Below are 25192 nucleotides of genomic sequence, written 5' to 3'. Positions count from 1 at the left end.
GCGGCTTGCTCGCGGCAGCGGTCGCGCATCAACTTGTCCCCTACGCTGACCCCGAACTCAGCGGTTCTCGGCTGAAAGTTCCACCGGACCAGCACGCTCGAACAGGCCGGTTATGTCCAGGCGTTGGGCGAGCAGGCTCTCCAGAGTGTAACCGTCCAGCACCGTCAGAAAGGCGGCCAGGGCCTGGTGCAGAGCGCCTGTCAGGCCGCAGGCGGGCGCGATGATACAATTGCCGCAATGCACCAGATCGAAGCCGTCCTCCCCGAGACGCCCGGGCGCGCGGATGAGCGGTCGTCAGGGCGCGCACGTGCTGGCCTGGACCCCTAGCGGGACTGCGGACTACTACCTGTGCGGCCAGCGCCCCTTCCTCCGCGCCCGGGTGTCCGACCTGCGGGCCGCCGGCGTGTCCGAGGACCGCATTCACTATGAGTTCTTCGGTCCGGCCGACGAAATCCTCGCGGCCTGACGCCATTTGAGCCAGGCAGCCTCCTCAGGCCGCCTGGCCGCCTCGCATTAAATGACGCCTGGGCCGTTCTGCCTTTCAGCACCAAGGGCTGCAATGCACGTGGTGCGGACATTGGCGCCGAGCCTCGTCGCCCGTTTAGATCCAGGCCATTTTCCGACGCAGCGAAGGGATTTCGCTCTAGAAACGGGCAGTGACGAAGACCGACGTGTAGAATAGGTCCTTTCCGTCGCCGGTTTCTTTCAGAAAGTCGCCCGCAGAGACATGGTTGACCATGAAGCCGGTGGAGAGATGGCTGTCCCAGTCGTAGTCAACGCGGGCCGTGGTGCGAAGGCCGACGTCGCGAGATTGCCCTTCGTCGGCGCCCCGGATCAGGGCGGGGGCCAGGCTGTAGACGCCGTCGTCGCGCGACAGACGGCGCAGGGTGGTCACGCCCAGGTTCGCGTTCAGCCTGGGGATCGGATTGAGGTTCAGGTTCAGACCGGCCTGGACCATGTTGGTATAGCCGAACTCTGTGGTGAACGATTGGCCTCGCCCCCACAAGGCGTCGAATCCCTGCGCCTTGTCGTCGCTGGCGTCATCATCGCCCGACCCGGCGTCGACGCGGGCGCCGATCCGCGGCTTCCACGCTCCCGGCAGCTGATAGCCCCCCTCGAAGCCGACGAACCAGGCTTCGACATCCTGGCCCGCAGCCGTCTCGCCGTCCTGCAGCATGGCTTCGACGTCATAGGTAAGGGCGCCCTTCTTCGCGGCCACGCGCAGCGAATAGGTGTCGCGCTCGCCGATGAAGTCGGAAACGCGCGCCGCCTCCTGGTCGGTATGGATGTAAACAAACTCGATCTCCCCCTGGCCTAGAGCCCCGTCCATCTTGCGCGCGGCGTGAACGGTCAGGAAGTTGAAGTCGCTGTTGCTCTCATTGGCCCAGGCGCCGTCCAGGTCCCGCACCGTCTGGCCGCCGATCAAGCCGAGACGCCAGTCGCCTCGCGTCGTCTGGAAGCGCAGGGCGTCATAGGCCCGACGGGTGTTGGGCCCATTGCGCGGATCGATAAGCCGACCCTTGCCCAGCGCGATCTCCTGGCGCCCGCCGCGAATAAAGAACCGGCCATCGTCGCCATAGTCACCCGCGTATTCGACCAAGAGCTGGTGGCCCTCGATGTCGTTATGATCGACCGGGTTGCGCGTGGGGACATTGTCGCCGTTAGTGCCGGTGGCCTGCACTTCGCCATAGACCCGCAGGTTCGGCGTCAGGTTCAGGTCTCCCCACAGTCGCAGACGATGCTGGAAGTCGAACCCGTCATCCTCGACGCCGCGGCCGAAGTTAAGGTGCTCGCGGGTTTCGGTGCGCAGGCGCGCCTCCCCGCCTAGGGTCAGATAGGCCTGCCCTCCGACGGGGATGTATTTCAGCCTCGCCCAGGGCGTGGTGTGCAGCGCCGGGTCGGCCAGATAGGAGAAGTCGTCGTCGTAAGGCAGGGGCGCGAAAACGACGGGCCGGGCCGCTCCGTCCTGAGCGTGAGCCAGGGGAGTCAGGGCGCAGGTGGCCAGGAGGCTCAGGGCGCACGAAGTCGCACGCCGCCAGAAGGTGGTCGCCATAGGGGTTTCCTCGTTCTTATTCGTTGTGCTGGAGCGAGCCGTCCCTTCCCCGACCGCCCTGAGGCCATCGGGGAAAAGGCGAGCAGCGATCAGTGGGCTGCAGCGCTCGGGCTTACCGGAGCCACCGCATCAAGCGCGGGGTTGTCTCGCGTTTCCGGGGTGCGGAAGACCACGATCAGCGCGGGAATGGACATCACGGCTGCATAGACGGCGACCGCGAGACCGCTGCCGGTCACCTTCAGCAGGATCGCGCCCAAGATGGGAGCGATCGAGCCCCCCGCCACCGACGCCAGTTGATAGCTAGTCGACAGGGCGGTGAAGCGGATGCGGGTCGGGAACAGCTCAGCCATGAAGGCGGCCATGGCGCCCAGAATGATGCCGTGCGAGCCCATGCAGAGCATGGTGAACAGTTGCAGCTCCATCTGGGTGGTCTCCGCCGGCTTCAGCGTGAACAGGGCGAAGCTGGTGATGGCCGATAGGAACAAGCCGACCAGCAGGACAGGACGACGGCCGATGCGGTCCGCGACAAGGGCGGCGATGAGCACGACCCCAACCTCGAACAGCGAGGCCCACAGCAGGGCGGTCATCACCGGTCCGCGCTCGAAGCCCAGATAGGTCGTCGCCATCAGGACGAGGAAGGTGCTGAAGATGTAGAGGAAGGTGTTCTCGGACGCCTTCAGGAAAAAGGCTGTCAGCATGCGACGCCACTGGCTGGTGAAGGCTTCCTTCAGGGGCGCGTGTTCGACCGTCTCGCGCTTCGATGCCAGCTCGACGAACTCGGGAGATTCCTCGACCCGGCGGCGGGTCCAGAAGCCCAGGAAGATCAGAAGCGCCGACAGGAAGAAGGGCACGCGCCAGGCCCATTCCAGGAAGCCGTCGCTGCCGAACATGCGCTGGATGATCAGGATGACGACGGCGGCCAGCACATTGGCCAGGGGGCCGGCGAACATGGTGAAGCTGGTCCAGAAGGCGCGCTGTCGCGACGGCATGGATTCGGCGATGATCAGGATAGCGCCCGTCGCCTCGCCGCCCACGGCGATGCCCTGAACGATGCGCAGTACCAGCAACAAAATGGGCGCCGCTATACCGATGGTGGCGTAGGTGGGCAGCAGGCCGACGGCGAAGGTGCCGAAACCCATCATCAGCAGGCTGACGACCAGAACCTTCTTACGGCCGATCCGATCGCCCAGAATGCCGAAGATGACGCCGCCCAGCGGGCGGGCCAGAAAGCCCGCCGCGAAGGTGCCCAGCGCCAGCAGCGTGGCCATGAAGGGGTCCGCCGCGCTGAAGAAGAGCTTGTCGAACACCAGCACCGCGCACATGGCGAAGGCGAAGAAGTCGTACCATTCCAATGTGGTGCCGACTGTGCTCGCCACCATGAGATTAACGCGTTTCACTAGGGTCTCCCCGGCCCGGCGAACCGGCCGCACTTTTTGATGAACTTGTTGTCAGTTTCTTATTGTTGGGCGCGCGCCTTTTAGAGGGCGAGCACCAGTCGCCCGCCATCGCGGGCTCGCGAGCAGCACGAGATCAGGCGACCGCCCTCTTCCCGCTCCGCCGCCGTCAGAACCTTGTCCCTGTGATCGGCCTCGCCCTCGAGCAGACGGACCTCACAGCTGCCGCACAGGCCTTCGCGGCAGTCGCTCTGAACATCGATGCCGGCGGCTTCGAGCGCGTCCAGCAGGGTTTCGTGCGCCGCCACCGTAAGGGTGCGCTCGCTGTCGGCCAGCTCGACCTCAAAGGCCGTCTCCTTGTCCGGATCCAAACCCGTGCCGACGGCCGAGAAGTGCTCGACGTGCAGACGGTCAGGCGCGGCCTCCATCCTGGACTGAAGCTCGGCGAGAAGCTCCTCCGGGCCGCAGGCATAGACGTGTCCGTCCTGCGGCAGCGCGTCGATCAACTCGGCAAGGCTAAGGCGGCGCTGCTCGTCGGCGCAGTAAAGCGTGGCGACGTCGCCGTGGTCGCGCAGCAGGCGCTCGACCAGGGCCATGTTGGCGCGGGCGCGTCCAGCGTAGTGAACGCGGTAGGGCTTGCCCAGAGCTTTCAGGCGATCGGCCATGGCGATGATGGGAGTAATGCCGATACCCCCCGCGATCAACGCGTAGCTGGCGGCGTCTTCCTTAAGGCGGAAGTGGTTCTTGGGCCCCCGAATGCGGACCGTCAGCCCTTCCTTCAGATTCTGGTGGAAATAGAGCGATCCGCCGCGCCCTCTGTCTTCGCGCAGAATGGCGACGTTCAGCGTGTCGGCCGAGGGTTCGCTGCACAGCGAATATTTTCGGCTGTAGTCGCCCATTTCGAAGTCGATGTGCGACCCCGGGCTCCAGCGCGGCAGGCTCGCGCCCTTCGGGTCCTTGAGCGTGACGCCCAGGACGTTCTCGCCGATGCGTTCGATGCCCGCCACGACCATTTCGCGCGTCAGGTCCTGCTTGGACGGCGGGCCGATCTTCACCGGCAGACGGCTTTCCAGCAGATCGGGGCTGGCGCGCTCGGGGTTCTTGGCTGGATCCCAGCGCACCAGCAGATTGTCGGGGCCGCGGAAAGAGGTGTTCGGCAGGTAGTGGAACTCCTGATCCGCCACGATCTCCATGTGCGGCAGACGCTTGGTCAGTTCCTCGAAGAAGATGCGGATCTCCATCCGCGCCAGGTTCTTGCCGATGCACTGGTGGCTGCCGTAGCCGAAGGTCAGGTGATCGGTGGTGTTCTCGCGATAGATGTCCAGCACGTCGGCGTTCTCGAAGAAGCGTTCGTCGTGGTTGGCCGAGGCCTGGACGACCATCACCTTGGCGCCTTCGGGGATCTCCACGCCGCCGACCACCGCCGGCTTCAAGGCCAGACGACGCCAGGCCACGACCGAGCCCGACAAGCGCAGGCATTCCTCCACCGCATTGGGGATCAGGGCGGGATTGGCGCAGATCGCTTCCCAGGCCGATCGGTTCTCCAGCATCAGGCGGAAGGCGTTGCCCGAGGCGTGGGCCGTGGTTTCGTGCGAAGCGACGATGCCCGCCATCATCATCGAGTGCAGATAGGAGTCGGTGACGACCTCCGGCATCTCCTTCTGCACCCTGAGGGAATACTCCATCCAGCCGTTGCCCGACGGATCCTTGCGCATCTTATCGAGCACCTCGCCCGAGAATTTCCAGAAGTTGCCTACGGCTTCGGCCACCGCGACCTGTTCATCGACGGTCGGCCGGCCCCAGGTGTTGACCACGTGCGCGATCGAGTATTTCCGCAGCGTCTCCATGTCTTCCTCGGGCACGCCCAGGAAGTGCAGCGCCACCGTCAGGGGGACCTCGAACAGCATCGACTTGACCAAGTCGGTCTCGCCGCTGTCGATGAAACGGTCCACGCATTCGCGGGTCACGCGACGAACCATGTCCTCATGGTGGATCAGGTTCTCGGGCAGGAAGGAGTCGATCAGGACGCGGCGGCGCTGCATGTGCGCCGGCTCGTCCTCGTTCACCAGGGTACGGCTCATGCCGTAGTCGTATTTCTTGAGGACCGCGTTCGCCTCGGCCGAGTTGGGCGTCATCTTCTCGAGCGCGATCGACGGCGAGAAGGTGACGTTGTCGCGGAACACCGCCTTCACGTCCTCGTATCGGCTGACGATCCAGTAGCCCAGCTTTTCGCTGAAGAAGACCGGCTCGCGGTCGCGGGACCACCGCAGGGCTTCAGCCGGATCGATCTGATACGGCCCCTCGAACATGTCGAAGGTCTCGGGAGTCGCGTCGAACGGGCACCGCGCCGTCGCCGACGCATCCACAGCCGGAGCGGGCGCCGCGCCGCTGAACGGGCATCCGGCCGATTTAGCGTCAGCGCTGATCATGTTGTGTCCGTCCATGATCTCCCTTTCATGACTAGATGCTCGTTTATCGAGCTTGTATGCTCTAAAATCGAACGCATCGCCTGGACGGTGTCAAGAGGTTTGCGTCGGATGCGTCGCGAACACCGCGGCGTGCTAGGTCATCGAGACGCCCCTAGAGGAAAGGATTCGCTCGGCATGGCTCCACGTCAGGCGACTGTCGGAAACGCCGCCAAAGAGGCCGAAAAAGACCCGAACGTGGTCCAGACTCTGGACCGCGGGCTGACGGCGCTGCACGCCGTATCGCAGGCCATGGAAGGCCTGACCGTCGCGGAGCTGGCCGTGCGCATGGGCCTGCATCGCGCCATCACCTACCGGCTGGTGCGGACGCTGGAATTGCACGGGCTGGTGATGAAGGCGCCCGGGGGGAAGTATTTCCTGGGCCCTGGCGTCCTGCCGCTGTCGTCCCGTTTCGCACCGCAACTGCGGTCGATCGCAAGGCCTTTGCTCCAGGATTTATCCAACAAAACCAAGGCATCCGCCTTTATTTCCATCGCCGATGGTCAGGACTGCGTGCCGATCGATGTGGTCGACGCCGACGCCAGCGTCCTACATGTCACCTATAAGGTCGGCAGCCGCCATCCGCTGACGCGCGGGGCCGCCGGCCACGCCATCCTGTCCAGCCGTCCACCGTCCGCCGACGACAGCGAACCCGTCATCCGGGCCCGCGCCGAAGGGGTCAGCATTTCGATCGGCGAGCTCCAGCCCGGGGCGGTAGGCGTGGCGAGCCCTGTGGTCATGCCGGGCGCCATTTTCGGGGGCGTGGAAGCGAGCGTCGGCGTCGTGGCCTTGAACAACCTCGATATCGAGGCGTCCCGCCAGCATGTCATGGCCTGCGCCAGGACCTTGTCCGAGCTGCTCAAATAAATGTGAGCCTGCGCCTCATGCGTCAGCGGGTCGCTTTTCGACTCTCGTCAGAGACCGTGGCGGCGGCTTCGGCTCGAACCAGAAGCCGCGACAGCGACTCGATCTCCTGGGGGCTGAACCCCTCCAGTATCTGCTCCTGAACCCTCAGCGCCAGGGGCGCCACCTCATGATAGACGCTCAAGCCTGAGGCGCTCAGGCTCAGGATATGCGATCGCTGGTCAACCGGATTTGGGGCGCGACGCACGAACCCGCGCTCCAGCAGGCTGACCGAGGCCCGGCTGACAGTCACCTTGTCCATGCGCGTGCGACGCCCGATAGCCTGGGGCGTCAGCCCGCCATCCTCGGCGAGGACCGCGATCAGCCGCCATTCCGGCGTGCTCAGGTCATGCGATATCCGATAGGCAGCGGCCACCGCGTCGCTGACCGCATTGGCCGCTACGGACAAGAGGTAGGGGATGAAGTCGTCGAGGCGGAAATCGGGCGTCGGGCTCATGACCGACAGTTGACACCCTCAGGAGCCGGCGTCAAACTGGTTTCAAATGAAACTAAATAGGGACGGATGCACATGAACGTTCAGACCTCGACCACCCCACCGTCCGGGGCCGTCAACGGCTCGAACCAGCGCGTCTATTTGACCGGCTTCGGCAGCCATTTCGCCTCCGAGGCGATTGAAGGCGCCCTGCCCGTCGGCCAGAACTCGCCGCAACAGACCCCCTTCGGTCTCTATGCCGAACAGTTGTCCGGCACGGCCTTCACCGCGCCGCGCCTGCACAATTTCCGCAGCTGGCTCTATCGCCTTCGGCCCTCGGCCAACCACGGGGCATTCAAGCCTTATGAGGTCAAGACCCGGCTGGAGACGGCCCCGTTCCAGCGGCCGCCCTCGCCCAACCGCATGCGCTGGAATCCCCTGCCGATTCCAAGCGAGCCGACCGATTTCATCGACGGCATCGTCACCTATGGCGGCAACGGCGACGTCGGGACCGGCAGCGGCATCGGCATCCACGTCTACGCCTGCAACCGCTCCATGGAGCGCGTCTTCTTCAACGCCGACGGCGAGCTGCTGATCGTGCCTGAACAGGGCGAGCTGACCATCGTCACCGAGTTCGGCGTGATCGACCTGGAGCCGCAGCAGATCGCGGTCATTCCACGCGGCGTGCGCATGCGGGTCGAGCTGAAGGGCGCCAGCGCGCGGGGCTACATCTGCGAAAACTACGGCGCCCTGCTCCGCCTGCCGGATCTGGGCCCCATCGGCGCCAACGGCCTGGCCAATCCTCGGGATTTCGAAACGCCCGTCGCGGCCTATGAGGACGTCGACCAGCCGGTCGAGCTGGTTCAAAAGTTCCAGGGCGGGCTGTGGACCACGACCTTGGACCACTCGCCATTCGACGTCGTGGCCTGGCACGGCAACCTGGCCCCCTATCGCTACGACCTGCGTCGCTTCAACACTATCAACACGGTCAGCTTCGACCACCCGGATCCGTCGATCTTCACCGTTCTGACCAGCCCGACCGACACGCCAGGCACGGCCAACTGCGACTTCGTCATCTTCCCGCCGCGCTGGATGGTGGCCGAGCACACCTTCCGCCCGCCGTGGTTCCACCGCAACGTCATGAGCGAGTTCATGGGGCTGATCACCGGCGCCTATGACGCCAAGGCCGATGGCTTCTCGCCCGGCGGCGCCTCGCTGCACAATCAAATGAGCGGCCACGGCCCCGATCAGGCCAGCTACAACGCCGCCGTCAATGCGGACCTGAAGCCGCACAAGCAGGAAAACACCATGGCCTTCATGTTCGAGAGCCGCGCCGTGATCCGCACGACCGACTTCGCCATGGAAAGCCCCGCCATGCAGCTGGACTACGACGACGTCTGGTCCAACTTCGAAAAAGGAAATCCCCACTCGTGAGCCGTCCAGAAATCGACCATACCCACGCCCCGGACCTGAAAAGCTGGGTTGAGGGCGCCAACGGCCATGCCGACTTCCCCGTCCAAAACCTGCCGCTGGGCGCCTTCTCGCCCAAGGGCGGCGACGCGCGCATCGGCGTCGCCATCGGCGACTTCATCCTGGACGTCCGCGCCGCGTTCAACGCAGGCCTGCTGGCCGGTCAGCCGGCCGAGGCGCTGGAGGCCAAGACGCTGAACGCCTATATGGGGCTGCCGGCCGACCAGCGCTTGAGACTGCGACACGCCGTGTCGGCGCTGCTGACCGACGAGGCGAACGCCGCAAAGGTCCGCCCCCTACTGCACCCCGCCGCAGACTGCACCATGCACCTGCCCGCTCATATCGGCGACTACACGGACTTCTACGTCGGCATCCACCACGCGATGAACGTGGGCACCCTGTTCCGTCCGGATAACCCGCTGCTGCCCAACTACAAGCACGTCCCGATCGGCTACCACGGCCGCGCCTCGTCAATCCGCCCGTCCGGCACGCCTGTTGTGCGGCCCAACGGCCAGACCAAGGCACCGACCGCCGATGCGCCGTCGTTCGGCCCGACCAAACGGCTGGACTACGAGCTGGAAATCGGCGTCTGGGTCGGCGCTGGCAACGAACTGGGCCAGCCGATCAGGATCGAGGACGCCCTGAACCACGTCGCCGGCTTCTGCCTGCTGAACGACTGGTCCGCGCGCGACTTCCAGGCCTGGGAATACCAACCCCTCGGCCCATTCCTGGCCAAGAACTTCATGTCGACGATCTCGCCGTGGGTCATCACCATCGAAGCCATGGCGCCCTTCTTCGTGGCCCAGAAAGCGCGCCCGCAAGGCGATCCCAAGCCCCTGCCCTACATCTGGGACGAGGCGGATCAGGCGGGCGGCGCGCTGTCGATCGATCTCAAGGTCTCCATCAGCAGCGAGGCCATGCGCAAGGACGGCGCCGCGCCCGTGCAGCTCAGCGAAGGCCCGGCGACCAACATGTACTGGACCGTCGCCCAGATCGTGACCCACCACGCCTCGAACGGCTGCAACCTGAAACCCGGCGACCTGCTCGGATCGGGCACCATCTCGGCCCCGGAACGCTCGGGCTTCGGCTCTCTGATGGAGATCACCCGCGGCGGGGCGGAGCCGGTCGAGATCCCCGGCGGCGCGCGCACCTTCGCCGAGGACGGCGACCTGATAGCCTTCTCGGCCAGCGCCAAGGCTGACGGCTATGTCTCCATCGGCTTCGGCCCCTGCGAGGCCGTCATCAAACCGGCCCTGCCCCTGGCTTGATGACGCCCATTTTCCTTTCTTCGTGCAGACGGCCGGCAGCCTGAAGCGTTTCAGGACGCCGGCCTGTCTGATAGTGGGCGCCCGGACCGGATCATGGACAACACGAACGACAGAGCGAACTTGAACGTTGGCCATCGCCGCTGCGATGCTTTTCATCCTCTTCATCGGCCTGTCTGTCGCCTATCGCTGGGGCGCTGCCGCTGCGCTTAAGAACAATGCCTCCGAAGCCGCGGCCGCGACTCTGCTCTGATGGCGACGGGTTGCGCTTGCAAAGGTGACGTCAGATTGCAGAACGCGCGTCTCTCTTAGCCTTGACGCAAAGGGAGGACCGGGGTTATGCGCGGGAAGCGAGTGATCTACTGTAGCTGATCAACGGTCTCGATGCAGCACCGCCAAACCTGTCGCAGATTCTTGGGGCATCGGCTCGAGTTCATAGACGTGCTCGCCTACGCCGAGGGCCTATTATACAGATTTTTGAAGGCTCACCCGCAGCCGTCGATAGGCTGCTGGCTCGCTTGCGGTCGGACAGCCGACACACCGATATAGTATGCTCGGAGAGCATTGGGGCGGGAGCGGGCCTTTCCAGTGTGGGTCCAGTGTGGGCAATGGAAACACCCAAGGTGCGTCCCGACCGAGTGAAGATGCTCAAGACGCGATGGTGCTTGAACTTGCGCCCGCACAGAACGATCACCGCGACAACACATGACACCCGGCCGCGACGCGGCCACAGTCACCGGCGAAAACACTCAGGTAGTTCTACTCACGCGCCCCTCCTTAGGGGTTACCTTCCATTGCTTAGCTTGCATGGTTCGCCGAGCGATGGTCATATTTCGCCTATGGGGCGACTTCTCGACATTCTCTTGGAAGCGTCACCCGCCTACCAAGTTCGGCGGGACAACGGCGGCTTCTTGCTGGTCGGCAACCCTAAACGGGCCGCTGAGTTCAACGACGTGGTGCGCCAGGCCAATGACGACGCTGGCGCAGACTTTGTAGCCTTTCCCATCAGCGATGATCGGAACGGCTATAGCCAGATGTTCATTATTCCGCTGGCTTGATGCCGCCTCCATGCCACCGGCATAAATCCTGAACTATCCCACGTTCTGTGGCTTCTTTGAGCGGAATCCGTCTTGCTGAGTTGATGACCTCGAGAGACATCACACTGACATGCTACAGTTAACAGCGCCTAGAGCGCGCCAACTGAGTGCACGCCGCGCCTCTCGACTGTTCTACCCGCCTCTAGATGTGGCAATGCGTGGAACGGAAGCTTTCTCGTCACGCTGTCAATCGATCTTGCGGCGCTGAACGCCCGGATCGAGCTTCTTCTCTACCGCGAACACCGGATCGGTCACGTCTACTTCACCGGCTTAGAGGGCACCCAGTCGTTCAGGGATTTGGCGAAAGTGTTTCTTCAAACGCGACCTGTCGGCGCCGGTCCTGCGTGACTACCTCTCGCGCCTGCCCGACTTTGACGACGTCGAGGCCCTGGACCGGGCCTTCGCCCACGCCTCCAGCCACCCGGATTTCGAGGCCGCCATGCGCCTCCTGTTGGACCAGCCAACTCACAAGGAAGCGGCCGCCCTCGTCCTGGCGCGGCACCGGGAAGCTCGGCAGGCTCGCCCGAAGTCTGCGGACTGGACCTCCCGTCTGGCCCAGCGTTATCCCGAGGCGGAATCCTGGGGAACCAGGGATCGACGAATAAACGCAAACCTTGCCGAAGTCTGCTTTTAGCCAAGAGCCGCAGTTGAACTGCCACCGAGCCCGCCCTACCCCGCTCACAACTTGTAGAAACGGATACAGGCTTTGAACTGCGCACAAAAACTCCACTGGAAACATCGCCTTGCAAGCGACCGGTGGAGAGACGAATGCGCAGGCGTCAGCCCCTAAATGCTCACGCGAAATGCTCGCGGAACTACCGCCTCCCTGCCGCAAGCGCGACATTCCGATCGCGTTGCGCGGCGTCTTGGAGCCTTCGCTCTATGACCGGTTTCCAAGCCTCGATGAAATTGCGACGGGAGCTTCCGCAGGGAACAGAAGGGGACATGGCGACGACGGCCGATGTTGTGCACAAGCCTTGAAACGGAGGCTCTCTCCGATTATCTGGCGATCTATGGGAACGAGAGCGGAGCAAGCGGGACGAGACGTTGCCCCCAGGCGAGCAGACGCCAGACGTAACCGCGATCTGATCCTCAAGGCGGCCGAGGCGGCTTTCGCCCTCAGCGGCGTCAATGCTTCGCTCGATGAGATCGCCCGGTCGGCCAGCGTCGGGCCCGGCACGCTCTATCGTCATTTTCCTACCCGCGAGCACCTGCTGTGCGAAGTTCTGCACGAACGGCAGGCGGCTCTCTTGTCAGGACGTGAGGAAGCCTCGGCGATGCCGAGCGCAGAAAACGCGCTGCGCGCCTGGATGGTGGCGCTCAAGGACTATCTCAGCGCCTTCACCGGCCTGCCCCAACCGTTCATCGACGCCTTCGAAGCCAAGACATCGCCCTTGGCGCTTACATGCCGGACGCTCGTCGCGATAACGGACGAGTTTCTCTCACGCGCCCAGGCCGAAGGCTCAGCCAGACCGTCGGTTTCCGCACCCGCGCTGTTTTTGAGCGCGCTGGGCTCGGCCTTCGTCCACGACAAGGCCGGCGAGTTTGGCACAACCCCGGAGCTGATCGAGGAGATCCTGGCCTTCGGCTACCTCGCCCGCGGCACGACTGCCGACACGCCCCGCCCTCCCTGTTCACGTAAGAAGTCCGGACCAGTTCATGACTGACAAGCCCATCCGCGTTGGATTCATCGGCCTCAACCCCGGCATTCACTGGGCCGCGACGGCCCACATCCCCGCCCTGAAGGCGCTGCCGGACGCCTATGAGGTGGTCGGGGTGGCGAACACCAGCGTGGGCAGCGCCCGCAAGGCCGCCAACGCCTTCGGGCTGCCCCATGCCTTCGAGAACGCGCAGGCGCTGGTGAACTCCCCCGAGGTCGACCTCGTCGTCGTCACCGTCAAGGTTCCGCACCACCACGAACTGGTGACGGCGGCGCTGAACGCCGGCAAGCACGTCTACTGCGAATGGCCGCTGGGCAACGGCCTGGCGGAGGCGCGGGAACTCGCTGATCTCGCCGACGCCAAGGGCGCGGTCGCGGCCATCGGCACCCAGATGCGCGTCGCGCCCGAGGTGGAATATCTGCGCCAGCTCATCGCCGACGGCTATGTCGGCGAGGTTCTCTCGACGACCCTGGTGGGCAGCGGCGGCGAATGGGGCGGCCAGACCGACGCCGCCCACGCCTACCTCTACGACAAGGCCAATGGCGCGACGGTGCTGACCATTCCTCTGGGTCACACGCTGGCCGGCATGCGCGAGGTGCTGGGAGATTTCGGCGACCTGTCCGCGCGCCTGATCAACCGCCGCGGGGCGACCCACGTCTCCGACACGGGCGAAACCATCCCCGCGACCTCCCCCGACCAGGTGCTCGTCCAGGGCGCGCTTGAAAGCGGCGCGGCGGTCTCGATCCATTATCGCGGCGGCATGTCGCGCGGAACCAACTTGCTGTGGGAGATCAACGGCACGGAAGGCGACATTCAGGTGACCGGCGCCACCGGCCATTCCCAGATCGTGCAACTGTCGATCCGCGGCGCCAACGGTGATGCAACCGAACTCGCTCCGCTGACGCCGCCTGCCTCGGCCTATGAAGGCTGGCCGGACAATTCCCTCACACGCAATGTCGCGCGGCTCTATGCTCTGGTGGCGCAGGACATCCGCTCGGGCACGCGCGCTGCGCCCAGCTTCCGCGACGCCGTGGCGCTGCATGGGACGATCGACGCCATCGAGCGTTCCGCTGCCGAGACGGCGTCGAAATGAGCGCGCTGTCGCTGCTGGAGCTTGTCCGCGTCACGCCGGACACCGACGCCGGAGCCGCCCTCAATAATGCGCGCGATCTCGCAGCCCATGCGGAGGAATGGGGCTACAAGCGCATCTGGGTGGCCGAGCACCATAACATGGCGGGAATCGCCAGCGCCGCCACCTCGATCGTCATCGCCCACATCGCCGGCGGCACCAGGACGATCCGTGTCGGCGCCGGCGGGATCATGCTGCCGAACCACGCGCCCTACATCATCGCCGAACAGTTCGGCACGCTGGAGCGGCTCTACCCAGGGCGCATCGACCTGGGGCTCGGCCGGGCGCCGGGCACCGACCAGATTGCGGTACGGGCGATGCGGCGCTCGCCTGACGCCTCTGACCGCTTTCCTCAGGACGTACTCGAGCTTCAGGCCTTCTTCGCGCCGGCCGGGCCGGATCAGCGCATCGCGGCCGTGCCGGCGGCCGGAACGCAGGTGCCCCTGTGGATTCTGGGGTCGAGCGATTTCGGTGCGATGCTGGCGGCCGAGCTCGGCCTGCCCTACGCCTTCGCCTCGCACTTCGCGCCGGACATGCTTTTGCCCGCCCTCGACCTCTACCGCAGCCGTTTCAAGCCGTCAGAGCAACTCGCCCGGCCCTATGCGGTGGCCGGGATCAACGTCATCGCAGCCGACACCGACGCCGAAGCCAGGCGGCTAGCGACCACCCAGCAAATGTCCTTCGCCGACATCTTCAGCGGACGACGCGGCCTGAGCCGGCCGCCCATCGACGATATCGAAACCTACTGGTCGCCGCATGAAAGGGCCCAGGCCACGCGCATGCTCGCCCGTTCGGTCGTTGGCTCCGCGCAAACTGTGCGTTCAGGGCTGCAAGAGTTTGTCGCCGAGACGGGCGTCGACGAGGTGATGATCGTCTCGGATGTCTACGAGCATCACGCGCGACTGCGTTCGATCGAACTGATCGCTGAGGCGATGAAACAATAGCTCACGCGAGGGTTTACACTGACAAGTTTGGGCGGACGGGCAAAACTCATGCAGCAGAGCTGGCGCCGCCGCGGACTGGTTAGCCAGGCGGCTTCCGCCAGCGGTCGAACGTGCCCGGCGGCTGAGTTCGCAACGTTTCGCTCAGAGCGACCATTGGCGCCTGTGACTCGCGAATGGCTCCGCCCGCCGGACGGTCAATGTCGAGAATGAGCATCAGCGACATGGTCACCAGGGCGAAGAGAAAGCCTGCAGCAGCCAGGCCCTGCGATGTCACCCTCACATAGCCAAGCATCCCGGCCGTAACGACGACGTAGATCACCAGTACCACGAACACGATTGTGGGCACGCGGGCCAGGCGCGCGCTCTTGCGTGTCGTGTCGAGGTCAATGATCTGACTTACCGCTTGGAGCAGCGCGACTGAGAAAGCCGTTGTCTTTACGGCGTCGTGCGCGGCCGCTGTCGCCGACCAGAGATCGACCAGCAGCCGGTCGTTCTGAGCGAACAGCCCTGCTTCTGGTCCGGCCTAGCCACGGCCAGTTCCACGCGATTATCGGCATAATCGCCCAGAATCTCCGAGATGCGCGAACGGTGCGGCTCGCCGAAAAGCTGGGCATACAGATGGACGGCGCCGATGCTTTTGCTTCCTGGAGCACAAGAACGCGCCTCGTTTCAAACCGGTCGACGGCCAGCGCAAAAGTGAAGCCCAGCAGGAGCGCCGGCAACCCCAGGACGGCGGAGACGATATAGCCGTCCGCGTTATCCTTGGCGTCGCTGGACCGGACTCCTGCTTTCTCCCGCGAACGCCGGGCGAGCGAGCCACCGATTGCGGCGGCGATCATGGCCATAAAGATCAGCAGACCAGGCACTGGCGTCGCTTCCAGCCATTGTCCAAGCGAGACCATCACACCGCCTTGCTCTCTCCTCTCTTCCGTAACGTCGACCGGTGCCAGGCTAACCGAGACGTGCAGATGGCAATATCAAAAGCGATACCGATTTCGCGCTGCTAGTGGTTCGTCATCGGTTAGCTAATAGCTTAATAAACTTGAAGACTATTCTTGGGAGGTACTGCTATCCCGAGGCGCGCGACCAAATTTTTGATAATGCACCGCATCACTGTGAACAGGCAGTCCCCACTGCTCACACACAGTGATGAACTCGCCGAGAAAGGCCCGGACAGGCTCTGTGGCGATGTATTCTGGCCGACAGACAAAATAGTACCAGCTACTACGGCTGCTAGGCATTTCCTTACAGATGAGTTCAGACCCGGATTCTCTCAACGCCGAAATATCCGATATGATCGTAAAGGCATCTGAGTTCAGAACTATATCCTTGGCCAAGGATATGGAATTCGAGATGATCAACCTGGACGGAATGGGCTGACCGCTCAGAGAGAACACAGACTTGATATCTGAAAGGATGCCCATGTCGTCCGGCGGGCAGACAAACGAATAATCCTTGAGATTTTCAATGCTGAGGTCGTCCGCCATAGGGTGATTTTTACGAACACACAGGACACGCTTTGTTTGGAGAAGCCGGATGGCGCGGGCGCCCCGCAAAGCGATCTCGGGCAGCTTGGGACAGACGACCAGATCGATCGTTCGATCATGAAGCTGGCTGATCAGTTCTTCGACCTGCACATTCTCGATGATGCGCATATTGACGTCGGACCGCGCGCTCATAAAGCCGCATATGGCCTGGGCGACAATGAAGATACCGCCACCCGTGGGCGATCCGATCAGGAGTGATCCTGAACTGCCGGCAAACAGGTTCTGAATCTGCTGCGTCGCGCGAACCAGTTCGGAGTCAATGATCCGCGCGTGGCCATAGAGGGCTTCACCATATACCGTTGGCTGCACGCCTCGCGCAGAGCGAGTAATAAGTTGGACGCCCACCTCATCTTCAAGTTGCGCGATGCTCTGGGACAGGGCCGGTTGAGTAATACCGAGCGTGTCAGCCGCCTTCCGGAAGCTGCCTTCCTTGATCAGGACAGCCAGGCGTAAAAGCCTCTGGGGATCAATGCGCGTCATAGCCCCCCCTAAGAAGCCGCACTTAGCATTTACACAAGAATTCAAGCCACTAACAGCCAGACTAGGGGAAAGCGGGAAGCTAGACAAGCGCCGTCCGGCGAACGCCGCAATCCCCATAAGAGCGCCTTATTGGTCTGAGGAAGTTCTAACTCGTTTCAGGCTTCCGGCTTGGGCCAAGTGGCGTCTGGTTCGATTTCAGAAACGGGGATTTGAACGTGACAGACACGGTGCAGATAACGGCCGCGGACGGCTACAGATTCAATGCCTATGTGGCTGGCGTCAGCGGGCCAGGCCTCGTCATCGCGCACGAGATCTTTGCGGTAAACGCCTCCATGCGGGCCGTCGCGGACTGGCTGGCCGGCCAGGGTTTCCGCGTGGCCGTACCGGACCTTTTCGCCCGCCAGGGCAACATTAGGGAGCTCAATCCGGCGCTCGAAGAAGACCGCAACACCGGCATGGCCCTGCTGAAGGGACTGGATGAAGACCTAGCCGTGTCAGACATCCTGGCGACGGCCGACTATCTGGCTTCGTCCGCCGATGATGATGCCAGGGTCGGCGTGGTCGGCTACTGCATGGGCGGAAAGCTAGCTTATCTGACGGCGACCAAGGCCGCCTATCCGGCCGTCAGCTATTATGGCGTCGGCATCGAGGCGGTTCTGGACCGCCATACCGATCTTATGGCCCCTGTCCTCTTGCACCTGCCGGTCGAGGATAGCCTGTGCCTGCCGGACAGCCAGGCCCGGATCAAGGCGGCGCTGGCGGGCAATCCGCTGGTCTCCATCAGCAGCCACGACGGCGTCGGCCACGCTTTTGCCCGTCGCAAGTCGCCGGCCTTTATGGCCGAGGCGGCCGAGATCGCGGATGGCCAGACCATAGCCTTCCTCAACAAGGCCCACGCGGGCTGATCAACCTTCTCCCCCGACTTTGCCGCGGCCCCAGAAGGCCGCGGTCTTTTTTTCACGTCCGCAAGGAAAAGAGCGCCAGGGACTGCCCCCTGGCGCGCTTTCCCGTTGCCTGAACAGGCCCTTATTGCGGGGGTGGCCCGCCCATCTTGCCCTGAACCAGCATATAGTGGACACCCTTGGACACCGGGGGCAGGCCGCTGACGATCTTCGACCACGACTGGCCGTCATCGTCGCTGCAGAAGACATCGCCATCGGTCGTGCCCAGATAGACCGAGCAGCCGCCCTCATAGCTATCCAGGCACATGGCCTCGATGCTGGCGGTGAAGGTCTCCGGCAGGCCATTCATAGCCAGTTCCCAGGTGGCGCCGCCGTCGGTGGTGCGGGCGACGCTGGCGCTGGCGTTCTGCTTGGCGATCCAGAAGCCGGGATTGCGACGGCCACCGGCGACAAACATGACATTCTCGCGGTTCGGGTCATAGACCATCGGGTCCGGATAGCCGATCCACGGCGTGCGCTCCTTGATGTTTTTCCAGGTCTTGCCCTTGTCATCGCTGAAGAAGAGGCCAAAGCCTGTCGGCATGAACAGCTCGTTCGGATGCGACGGGCGCACGACCACGCGGTGGGCGTCTCCCTCGGCCTCGTCCACCACGCCGGCGCGGCTCAGCATATCTTCCCAGGTGGCGCCGCCATCCGTTGAGCGCAGCAACTCGCCCTGCTCGACGCAGGCATAGATGCACTCCGGGTCAGCCGGATCAAAGATGATGTGCTTGACGTGGGCCTCATGCGGCGGCGGCGGGAAGGTCCAGTCGTCGATGTTCGGCGCCTTGCGCAGGCCGTCCAGCTCGACCCAGGTCTTGCCCATATCCTTGCTGACATAGAGGTGGGCGGGCTCGATCCCGGCATAGACCCGGATCTCGTCACCGACCGTTGAGCTGGCCACCGCGAAGACGTTCTGCGAGGCCAGACCCTCGTTGCGGAACTCCCAGGTCGCGCCCCGGTCGGTGCTCACCGCAAAGCCGCCGTTATGGGTGCCGGCCAGCATGGCGCCGGTCGTCGGCTCAATCGACAGGGAGCAGATGTGATAGCCCCCCAACAACTGGTCCACCGCCTGCCACTGACCATCGCCGCCGCGCTTCAGCAGGGAAATGCCGTCGGTGGTGCCGACATAGATCTCGTTAGAGCGAGTACCGGAGGCATAGGATGACACCCCCGAATGAGATAGACAGATAGCCACGTTCTTCTCCCTGTAATCCCTGTAGTTTTTATTCGGTCAATCCGACGCCTTATCCTGCGTCAGCGAGCCTGAACCGAGGCAAAGCCACCCCCGCCGCCCCTTGGGTGACAGCCAGCTCAACCGGGGCCCCGATGCGGACCGCCTCGTGCGAGCCTTCGACCAGATTGCTGACGATCTTCACCCCCTCTTCCAAGGTGACGATGACCACGGTGTAGGGCACCTCGCTTGGCCAGCCGTCCAGCGGCTCGTGGACCACGCTGTGGCTCCAGACCGTGCCCCGACCACTGGCCTCGACCCATTCATGCTCACCTTCGTTGCAACGGTGGCAGATGGGGCTAGGCGGATGGCGATGGGCGTTGCAGGCGCTGCATTTCTGAATCAGCAGTCTGCCGTCCCTCAAGCCAGCCCATAGGGCCTCGGTGTCGGGATTCTCAATGGGAGCGAACCTGAAGTCGGACATCAGTGAACCCTCTCATTGGTCAGGATCAGCGAGACGTGCATGCCCAATTGGGCGCATTGGCTGCTGACGACGGCGGTGCGAGCCTTGGCCACCTGTCGCTCGTCGGCCTGATGCCTCAGCTGGCGTACGGCCTCGGTGACGTGGGCGATCCCGCCGAGATGCCCCTGCGACAGGAGTCCGCCGTGGGTATTGACCGGCAGCTGGCCGCCCAGTTCGATCCTGCCGCCTTCGACAAAGGCCCCGCCCTCGCCCTTGGCGCAGAAGCCATAGTCTTCCAGCGTGACCAGAACCACCGAAGTGAAGGGGTCATAGAGCTGGGCCATATCGATCTCGGCGGGTGTCAGACCCGCCATGGCAAAGGCGCGTTCCGCCGCACCCCTGGCCGCCGAGGTTTCAAGGGCTTGGGCGTGTTCCAATGTGGCAAAGATCGAGGACTGACCAATGCCGGCGACCTCGACGCTTCTTTGCTTCAAGTCGCGGGCGCGCTCAGCCGTGGTGACGATGACGGCTCCTGCCCCAGTGGCCGGAACACAGCAGTCCAGCAGGCGATAGGGATCGGCCAACAGACGGGAGGACTGGTGATCCTCCAAGGTCATGGGCTTGCGCATGACCGCATTGGCATTGAGCTGGGCATGCTTGCGACAGGCCACCGCCACGGCGCCGAACTGTTCAGACGTGGTGCCATAGGCGTGCATGTGACGGCGGGCGCCCAGGGCATAGCTGACCGGAGCGGCCGCCGCGCCAAAGGGGTTCATGAAGTCTTCCCATCCGGTGGACAGGCGACCGCGTCCTCTGCCCTCGCGACTCAATGGCTGATCGCCCCCGCCAGAGGCGCACAGGACGACCGAGCACAGCCCCGCACTGATGGCCGCCACCGCATTGGCTACCATGGCCGAGGGGGCCCCCCCGCTGAGGCTGATGTCGTTGACATAGGCGGGCTGAATGCCGAGCCGCTGGGACAGAAGCGGCGAGGCGTTGGCCTGGGGATTGGCGCGCGTCTGCTGGGTGATGACCCCGTCAATGTCAGAGTTGCGGAGCCCGGCGTCGCGGATGGCGGCAATGGCGGCCTTCAGGCCCAACTCAACGCTTGTCAGGTCGCTGCGTCGGGCGACCTCGGTCTCGCCGATGCCGACGATGGCGCAGGGTGTGCCCGTCATGACGGGTCCGCCTGTGCGGCGGCTTCCAGACGTATGGTGCAGGTGGACTGAAGGATCTGGCGATCCTCGCCGTTGAAGCCTTCCATCTCGCAGACCAGCCAGGGATCGCTGCCGTTCTGCGACTTCTCGACCACCCGGCCGGTGAAACGCAGACTGTCCCCCTCGAAGGTCGAATAGGTTTGGCGGGTCTTCAGCTTGGCCAGACGTCCTGCAGGCCCCATCCAATCGGTCAGGAGGCGCACCATGAGGGATTCACGGAAGGCCCCGCTGGCGATGAAGGTCGGCAGGCCGGCTTCAGTGCGCACATATTCGCGATCATAGTGAAGCTGGGCGTAGTTTTCCTGAAACCCGGCCCAGCGGACCACGTCGATGATATCGACGGAGCCATAGGCTCCGGAGACAACGACATCGCCGACCGACACCTCTTCGAAGGTCGGCCACTGGCCCTGGTGGTTGGCGGGAGAGAACTCAATACGCTCGACCATGATCAGACTGTCCCCGTTTCCATGAGCGAGCGCCGCTCCTCGTCGGAGTAGCCAAGCTCGCAGAGTATCTCTCGACTGTGTTCGCCCAGGACCGGGGCCCGCACGGGGGCCGCGCCTCTCAGGGCGGCGATGGCCCCGACCGGCAACCGCATTGTCCCCAGCAGCGGATGATCCACGTCCCGCAGGAAGCCCCGACCGATCAGCTGTGGATCATTGGTCAGTTCCAAGGGCGTGTTCACCGGGGTGGCCGGGATGTGCCTGCCCTGGCCCTGGGTGACCAGATCGAGCTTCCGCTGCGAGGCGGACCAGCGGTCGATCGTCTCGAGGATGTTTTCCTTCTCGGCATTGCGCGAAGCTTCGCTGCCAAGGGCGCCATCCTGGCCCAGCCTCGGATCACCCATCCATTCGACAAACCGCGACCAGCCGTCGCCCGATGGCGGCACGCTGAGCATCCAGTAGCCGTCGGCACAGGCAAAGGCTCCCGACACGGCGGTGACCGCCCCGCGATAACCCTTGCGTTCGGTGGACTTGCCCGTCGTGGTCCAGGTCACCATGGCCTGTTCCATCATGGCGACCAGGCATTCCGCCTCGGAGACGATGATCTTCTGTCCCTGCGCCGTCTGATCCTTCGCATAGAGAGCCGCGGACGCCGTGGTGGCGACGTGCAAGGCCACCACAGCCTGGATGACATGAGCGCCCGGGACCGAGGGGCGCTCGCCCGGCTGGCCGGTGATCGACAAAATGCCTGTGCGGGCCGCGGTACACAGTTCATGCCCGTCACCTTCGATGCCAATGAAGATCAGCCCCGGCCGGGCCTGCATCAGGTCATTGACCTTGATCGGCAGAGGCAGGTTGGCGACGACCAGATCGGCGGCTTCGACCAATCTCAACAGGATCTGGCGACCAGCCTCTACGGTCAGGTCCAGGGTCAGACTGCGCTTGCCCGCGTTCAGGAAGTGATGATCTGCGCTGGCCTCCAGCGGCGGCGCCCCCTCCAGAAAGGGCCCACGACGACGAAGGCTGTCCCCCTGGGGCGGCTCGATCCGCACCACGTCATGTCCGGCCTCGACCAGCAGTCTGGCGGCATAGGCCCCCGTCTCCGTCGTGAGGTCCAGCACCCGGGCCATTCAGGCCGCTCCCTTGGCCGCAGCGGGCTGGGGCTTCAGGTGAGCCATGGTTTGCAGGCGGCGGAAGACGGTTTCTCCCTCCCCATTGACCAGGCGCTCCTCGCGCTCGGCGAAGATGGTGACGGCGCCGCTCTTGCCCTGGCGCGCCTTTATGCCGGTGATCTGGCATTCCACGCCAAGGGGCTCGTTCAGATAGACCGGGCGCAGCCATTCGGACTCGCTGCCGGCGTTGCGGGCGTCCGTATAGCCCTCCGGCAAGGGCAGGCTGATCCAGGGGTCCGCCCACTCGCCACCCTCGCCGCCCACGCGCCGAAACACCTCGTGCACGACCATGGGGGGCACGACGCGCCCGCGATAGCCTGCCGCGCGGGCGAAGTCGTCATCGAACCACAGGGGGTTGTTGTCCCCCGTCGCGCGCATGTAGCGGCGAACCTCAGAGCCCGAAATCGGCTCCGGAATGGGAATGCGTCCGATGGAGCGGCCGATCCAGGCCTTCAGTTCGGGACCGATAATGTCCTCAGGGTCGCTCATCTTGATCTCTCTGTTCACCGCAAGGCCCCCTCGCGGTCCAAGTCCTCGATCGCGGCGGGTGTGAGACCCAGCCAGTCGCCAAGGACGCTTTCAGTGTGTTCCCCGACGCGCGGCGCAGGTCGCAGTTGCGAACGCAGCCCATCCCAGCGGATGGGCAGGCCCGCAACGCGGCGCGGGATGTCGTCAGGATCATCCAGGGTCGGGAAGGCGCGTGCGGCCTCGGCCAGGCCCATGACGTCGGCGATCCGGTTCATGCGGGACGCCGGGACGCCTGCCTGCTTGAGGACTTGGTCCAGCGCCCGGCTGTCCTGTTTCTCGGTCCAGGCTTCGATCAGTTGATCCAGACGCCGGCTTGCGGCCTGACGCCCCTCGATCTCGTTCAGCTCGGCCGCTTCGAGCTCGGGATGGCCGATCAGAGTCTTGAGGGCCTGCCACTGGCCATCGGTCTCGACCACCAGCGCGCACCATTCATCCTCGCCCGCACAGCGATAAAGGCCTTGCGGCGCATGGTGGCTACAGCGATTGCCGGGGCGGGGAACCGCCTTCTGATTGACCGAACAGGCCGTCAGAAGTCCGCCGAGGGTGGCGACGCTGCATTCGAATTGGCTGACGTCGAGGTTGGCGCCATGCCCCGTCTTGCGACGTTCAGCCAGGGCCTCGATGATGGCGAAGGCCCCGTGGATGCCGCCCATATAGTCGTTCCACGAGTTGGAGATGGCGACAGGCGGACCGCCCGCTTCTCCGGTCGCCAGCATCAGACCCGAATGGGCCTGGAGGTTCATGTTCATGCTGGTCCAGTCCTTGCGAGGACCGGTGTGCCCATAGCCGGACAGGCTCAGATAGATGAGCTGTGGATTGACCGCGCTGAGGCTGGGGTAGTCCAGGCCCAGTCGCCCCATGACGCGGGTGCTGAAATTCTCGACCACGACATCGGCGCTGGCCGCCAGTCGGGCTGCGATTTCGCGCCCGGCCTCAGTTTTGAGGTCTAGGGTGATCGACTGCTTGCTGCGGTTGGTGTTCAGGAACAGGGGGGGGCGATCCTGACGCCCTTCGACCTGCTCGCCGGGCCGCAAGGCCCCCGTCATGTCCGGACGGGTGCGACTTTCGACCTTGATGACGTCGGCGCCGAAATCCGCCAGCAGCCGCGTGCAATAGGGACCGGCCAGTATGTGGCTGAAATCGAGAATCCTGATTCCGGCTAATGGCGTAATCGACACTGAAAACCCGTCCCCCAAAACTGCCCCGCAACCCTTCGGGCCGCCCCGTCGCCAAAGAAAAGAAGGCCGGATACACGCCGTAGTCAGGGTCCTGCGCCGAAGAGTTCCCAGGCCCTGTTCGGAACAGGGACCGTCATCGGCAAGGACAGAACTGAGGTTGCGACGAGTCCTGAGCCTTTCTCAAAAGGCTAACCTATGAGACCGAGTCTAGCTGGGCCGGAACGCTCGAACCAATCCGATTTTCAGCGCCCCGATAACCCCCGGTTATCGCTTTCATATGCGGAGCTCATCCAGACATAAGCATTGAAATTAGGCGATAATTCCAAGTCAGCGGTCAGCCTTCCCGACGAGAACAAAGTCCCACTCGACGTGCCAGAACGGCGATTCCAGGCCATAGGTCCTGGCCAGATTCTGGTCGCGACTGTCCCGGAATTCAGCAATCAGAGACGGTTTGACGCCAAAGACCGGGTCGCTCTCCAGATAGGGACAATCCGGCGCAAAGATGTGGGTCGTGACCGGGTCATATCCGTCCTGGCGCACGATGAAATGGATGTGGGCCGGGCGATTGGGATGTCGACCAAGTGCGCTCAGCAGTTGGCCCACCGGACCGTCATCGGGGATCGGATAATGCCGCGGCTTGACGCTGACGAAGGCGTATTGGCCTTCCTCATCCGTGACGAAGACGCCGCGCAGATTATTCTCGGGCTGAACCCCCGGCTGCTGGACGTCGTAAAAACCCTCGTCATTGGTCTGCCACACCTCGACCGTGACGCCGGCCAAGGGCTGGCCTGCCTCGTTGCGAACCTGCCCCGTGACCAGCAGCGGCTCGCCCTGCCCGTCTAAACAGATGTCGCCTCCCTTGGGGTAGGCCGGGGCGGAAGGGACGTAGAAAGGACCCAGCACCGTGTTCTCGGTCGCGCCTTCGGGTCGGTCGTGAGACACCGCATCGACCAGCATGGACAGGCCCAGCACGTCGGACAGCAGGATGAACTCCTGACGCCAATCGGTGCATTTGTGTCCCACGGCGGTCAGGAACTGGATGCCCTCCATCCATTCGGCTTCGGTCAGGCGCGACTCCACCACGGCCGCGTGCAGGTGTTTGACGAAAACCGAGACCACCTCGCGCAGTCGCGCGGGCGTTTCGGGCCCCATGCGTCCGTTGACGATCTCGGCGGACCTGGCCTTGTCGAACCAGGCGACCGACCGATCTGAAGCCTCTGACACGATCCTCTCCT

The 25192-nt window shown here is 64.0% G+C and carries 27 protein-coding genes; 11 read left to right on the top strand and 16 right to left on the bottom strand.

The genetic code is table 11. The features are described from left to right. Nucleotides 1-57 precede the first annotated feature (57 nt). The gene (locus H9656_RS01080; protein WP_225212403.1) at nucleotides 58-243 is read right to left on the bottom strand and encodes a helix-turn-helix domain-containing protein; all 186 of its coding nucleotides are present in this window, start codon (nucleotides 241-243) and stop codon (nucleotides 58-60) included. 40 nt (nucleotides 244-283) lie between these two features. Between H9656_RS01080 and H9656_RS01075 the strand changes: the two genes are divergently transcribed. After that, nucleotides 284-466 (top strand): hypothetical protein, encoded by a 183-nt coding sequence (locus H9656_RS01075; protein ID WP_225212175.1) that lies wholly within the window; start codon nucleotides 284-286, stop codon nucleotides 464-466. 177 nt (nucleotides 467-643) lie between these two features. Here the strand turns inward: H9656_RS01075 and H9656_RS01070 are convergent, their stop codons facing one another. The 3 genes from H9656_RS01070 to H9656_RS01060 all read right to left on the bottom strand — a co-directional run bounded on the left by H9656_RS01070 (nucleotide 644) and on the right by H9656_RS01060 (nucleotide 5876). Next, complete coding sequence (locus H9656_RS01070) at nucleotides 644-2053, bottom strand: alginate export family protein (protein ID WP_191742468.1); 1410 nt, start codon at nucleotides 2051-2053, stop codon at nucleotides 644-646. A gap of 89 nt (nucleotides 2054-2142) precedes the next feature. Further along, nucleotides 2143-3450 (bottom strand): MFS transporter, encoded by a 1308-nt coding sequence (locus H9656_RS01065; protein WP_318240582.1) that lies wholly within the window; start codon nucleotides 3448-3450, stop codon nucleotides 2143-2145. A gap of 80 nt (nucleotides 3451-3530) precedes the next feature. After that, the gene (locus H9656_RS01060) at nucleotides 3531-5876 is read right to left on the bottom strand and encodes a cytochrome P450/oxidoreductase (RefSeq protein ID WP_191742467.1); all 2346 of its coding nucleotides are present in this window, start codon (nucleotides 5874-5876) and stop codon (nucleotides 3531-3533) included. Nucleotides 5877-6050: 174 nt separating this feature from the next. Here H9656_RS01060 and H9656_RS01055 point away from each other — a divergent pair, with 174 nt between their 5' ends. Continuing rightward, a complete protein-coding gene (locus H9656_RS01055) occupies nucleotides 6051-6779 on the top strand; it encodes an IclR family transcriptional regulator (RefSeq protein WP_191742466.1) in 729 nt (242 codons plus the stop codon). Nucleotides 6780-6801: 22 nt separating this feature from the next. Here H9656_RS01055 and H9656_RS01050 read toward each other — a convergent pair whose 3' ends face one another. Then, nucleotides 6802-7272 (bottom strand): MarR family winged helix-turn-helix transcriptional regulator, encoded by a 471-nt coding sequence (locus H9656_RS01050; protein WP_191742465.1) that lies wholly within the window; start codon nucleotides 7270-7272, stop codon nucleotides 6802-6804. 72 nt (nucleotides 7273-7344) lie between these two features. Here H9656_RS01050 and hmgA point away from each other — a divergent pair, with 72 nt between their 5' ends. The 8 genes from hmgA to H9656_RS01020 all read left to right on the top strand — a co-directional run bounded on the left by hmgA (nucleotide 7345) and on the right by H9656_RS01020 (nucleotide 14814). Further along, a complete protein-coding gene (hmgA, locus tag H9656_RS01045; RefSeq protein ID WP_191742464.1) occupies nucleotides 7345-8682 on the top strand; it encodes a homogentisate 1,2-dioxygenase in 1338 nt (445 codons plus the stop codon). Next, on the top strand, nucleotides 8679-9986 hold the full coding sequence (gene fahA, locus H9656_RS01040; protein ID WP_191742463.1) for a fumarylacetoacetase: 1308 nt from the start codon (nucleotides 8679-8681) through the stop codon (nucleotides 9984-9986). The genes hmgA and fahA overlap by 4 nt, the downstream gene beginning before the upstream one ends. Nucleotides 9987-10113: 127 nt before the next feature. Next, nucleotides 10114-10236, top strand: a complete 123-nt coding sequence (locus H9656_RS14175; protein ID WP_263598604.1) for a hypothetical protein — start codon at nucleotides 10114-10116, stop codon at nucleotides 10234-10236. A gap of 658 nt (nucleotides 10237-10894) precedes the next feature. Continuing rightward, the gene (locus H9656_RS01035; protein ID WP_191742462.1) at nucleotides 10895-11041 is read left to right on the top strand and encodes a hypothetical protein; all 147 of its coding nucleotides are present in this window, start codon (nucleotides 10895-10897) and stop codon (nucleotides 11039-11041) included. A gap of 334 nt (nucleotides 11042-11375) precedes the next feature. Beyond that, entirely contained in the window at nucleotides 11376-11714 is a 339-nt protein-coding gene (locus H9656_RS14295; protein WP_404821549.1) for a DUF6880 family protein, read from the top strand. A 169-nt stretch (nucleotides 11715-11883) separates the two neighbouring features. Next, complete coding sequence (locus H9656_RS01030; protein ID WP_191742461.1) at nucleotides 11884-12747, top strand: TetR/AcrR family transcriptional regulator; 864 nt, start codon at nucleotides 11884-11886, stop codon at nucleotides 12745-12747. Then, nucleotides 12740-13834 carry a Gfo/Idh/MocA family protein gene (locus H9656_RS01025; protein ID WP_191742460.1) on the top strand — a complete coding sequence of 365 codons (1095 nt, stop codon included), beginning with the start codon at nucleotides 12740-12742 and terminating at the stop codon, nucleotides 13832-13834. Before H9656_RS01030 ends, H9656_RS01025 begins: the two co-directional genes overlap by 8 nt. Further along, the gene (locus H9656_RS01020; RefSeq protein ID WP_191742459.1) at nucleotides 13831-14814 is read left to right on the top strand and encodes an LLM class flavin-dependent oxidoreductase; all 984 of its coding nucleotides are present in this window, start codon (nucleotides 13831-13833) and stop codon (nucleotides 14812-14814) included. The genes H9656_RS01025 and H9656_RS01020 overlap by 4 nt, the downstream gene beginning before the upstream one ends. A gap of 79 nt (nucleotides 14815-14893) precedes the next feature. Here the strand turns inward: H9656_RS01020 and H9656_RS14000 are convergent, their stop codons facing one another. From H9656_RS14000 to H9656_RS01010, 3 genes are all read right to left on the bottom strand, one after another. Beyond that, complete coding sequence (locus H9656_RS14000; RefSeq protein WP_225212174.1) at nucleotides 14894-15142, bottom strand: hypothetical protein; 249 nt, start codon at nucleotides 15140-15142, stop codon at nucleotides 14894-14896. A gap of 55 nt (nucleotides 15143-15197) precedes the next feature. Then, complete coding sequence (locus tag H9656_RS13995; RefSeq protein WP_225212173.1) at nucleotides 15198-15716, bottom strand: hypothetical protein; 519 nt, start codon at nucleotides 15714-15716, stop codon at nucleotides 15198-15200. 147 nt (nucleotides 15717-15863) lie between these two features. Next, on the bottom strand, nucleotides 15864-16841 hold the full coding sequence (locus H9656_RS01010; protein WP_191742458.1) for a LysR family transcriptional regulator: 978 nt from the start codon (nucleotides 16839-16841) through the stop codon (nucleotides 15864-15866). Nucleotides 16842-17056: 215 nt separating this feature from the next. On the opposite strand from H9656_RS01010, the gene H9656_RS01005 reads away from it, so the two are divergent. After that, nucleotides 17057-17746 (top strand): dienelactone hydrolase family protein, encoded by a 690-nt coding sequence (locus H9656_RS01005; RefSeq protein ID WP_318240613.1) that lies wholly within the window; start codon nucleotides 17057-17059, stop codon nucleotides 17744-17746. Nucleotides 17747-17867: 121 nt separating this feature from the next. On the opposite strand, the gene H9656_RS01000 is transcribed toward H9656_RS01005, so the two are convergent. From H9656_RS01000 to H9656_RS00965, 8 genes are all read right to left on the bottom strand, one after another. Further along, the gene (locus tag H9656_RS01000; RefSeq protein WP_191742456.1) at nucleotides 17868-18980 is read right to left on the bottom strand and encodes a WD40/YVTN/BNR-like repeat-containing protein; all 1113 of its coding nucleotides are present in this window, start codon (nucleotides 18978-18980) and stop codon (nucleotides 17868-17870) included. Nucleotides 18981-19029: 49 nt separating this feature from the next. Then, complete coding sequence (locus H9656_RS00995) at nucleotides 19030-19440, bottom strand: Zn-ribbon domain-containing OB-fold protein (protein WP_191742455.1); 411 nt, start codon at nucleotides 19438-19440, stop codon at nucleotides 19030-19032. Further along, on the bottom strand, nucleotides 19440-20597 hold the full coding sequence (locus tag H9656_RS00990) for a thiolase family protein (RefSeq protein ID WP_191742454.1): 1158 nt from the start codon (nucleotides 20595-20597) through the stop codon (nucleotides 19440-19442). The genes H9656_RS00995 and H9656_RS00990 overlap by 1 nt, the downstream gene beginning before the upstream one ends. Beyond that, on the bottom strand, nucleotides 20594-21082 hold the full coding sequence (locus tag H9656_RS00985) for a hotdog family protein (RefSeq protein WP_191742453.1): 489 nt from the start codon (nucleotides 21080-21082) through the stop codon (nucleotides 20594-20596). Before H9656_RS00985 ends, H9656_RS00990 begins: the two co-directional genes overlap by 4 nt. 2 nt (nucleotides 21083-21084) lie before the next feature. Next, nucleotides 21085-22209, bottom strand: coding sequence for a CaiB/BaiF CoA transferase family protein (locus H9656_RS00980; RefSeq protein ID WP_191742452.1), 1125 nt, complete (start codon nucleotides 22207-22209; stop codon nucleotides 21085-21087). Beyond that, nucleotides 22210-22740: a MaoC family dehydratase gene (locus tag H9656_RS00975; RefSeq protein WP_191742451.1), complete on the bottom strand. Its 531-nt coding sequence runs from the start codon at nucleotides 22738-22740 to the stop codon at nucleotides 22210-22212. 14 nt (nucleotides 22741-22754) lie between these two features. Next, nucleotides 22755-23957, bottom strand: a complete 1203-nt coding sequence (locus H9656_RS00970) for a CaiB/BaiF CoA transferase family protein (RefSeq protein WP_191742450.1) — start codon at nucleotides 23955-23957, stop codon at nucleotides 22755-22757. 327 nt (nucleotides 23958-24284) lie between these two features. After that, nucleotides 24285-25181 (bottom strand): intradiol ring-cleavage dioxygenase, encoded by an 897-nt coding sequence (locus H9656_RS00965; RefSeq protein ID WP_318240581.1) that lies wholly within the window; start codon nucleotides 25179-25181, stop codon nucleotides 24285-24287. Nucleotides 25182-25192 lie beyond the last annotated feature (11 nt).

Source organism: Brevundimonas guildfordensis (assembly GCF_014836405.1).
Lineage (GTDB): Bacteria > Pseudomonadota > Alphaproteobacteria > Caulobacterales > Caulobacteraceae > Brevundimonas > Brevundimonas guildfordensis.
Note: the sequence above shows the minus strand (reverse complement) of the source record. Positions and strands in the feature narration are given on the sequence as shown.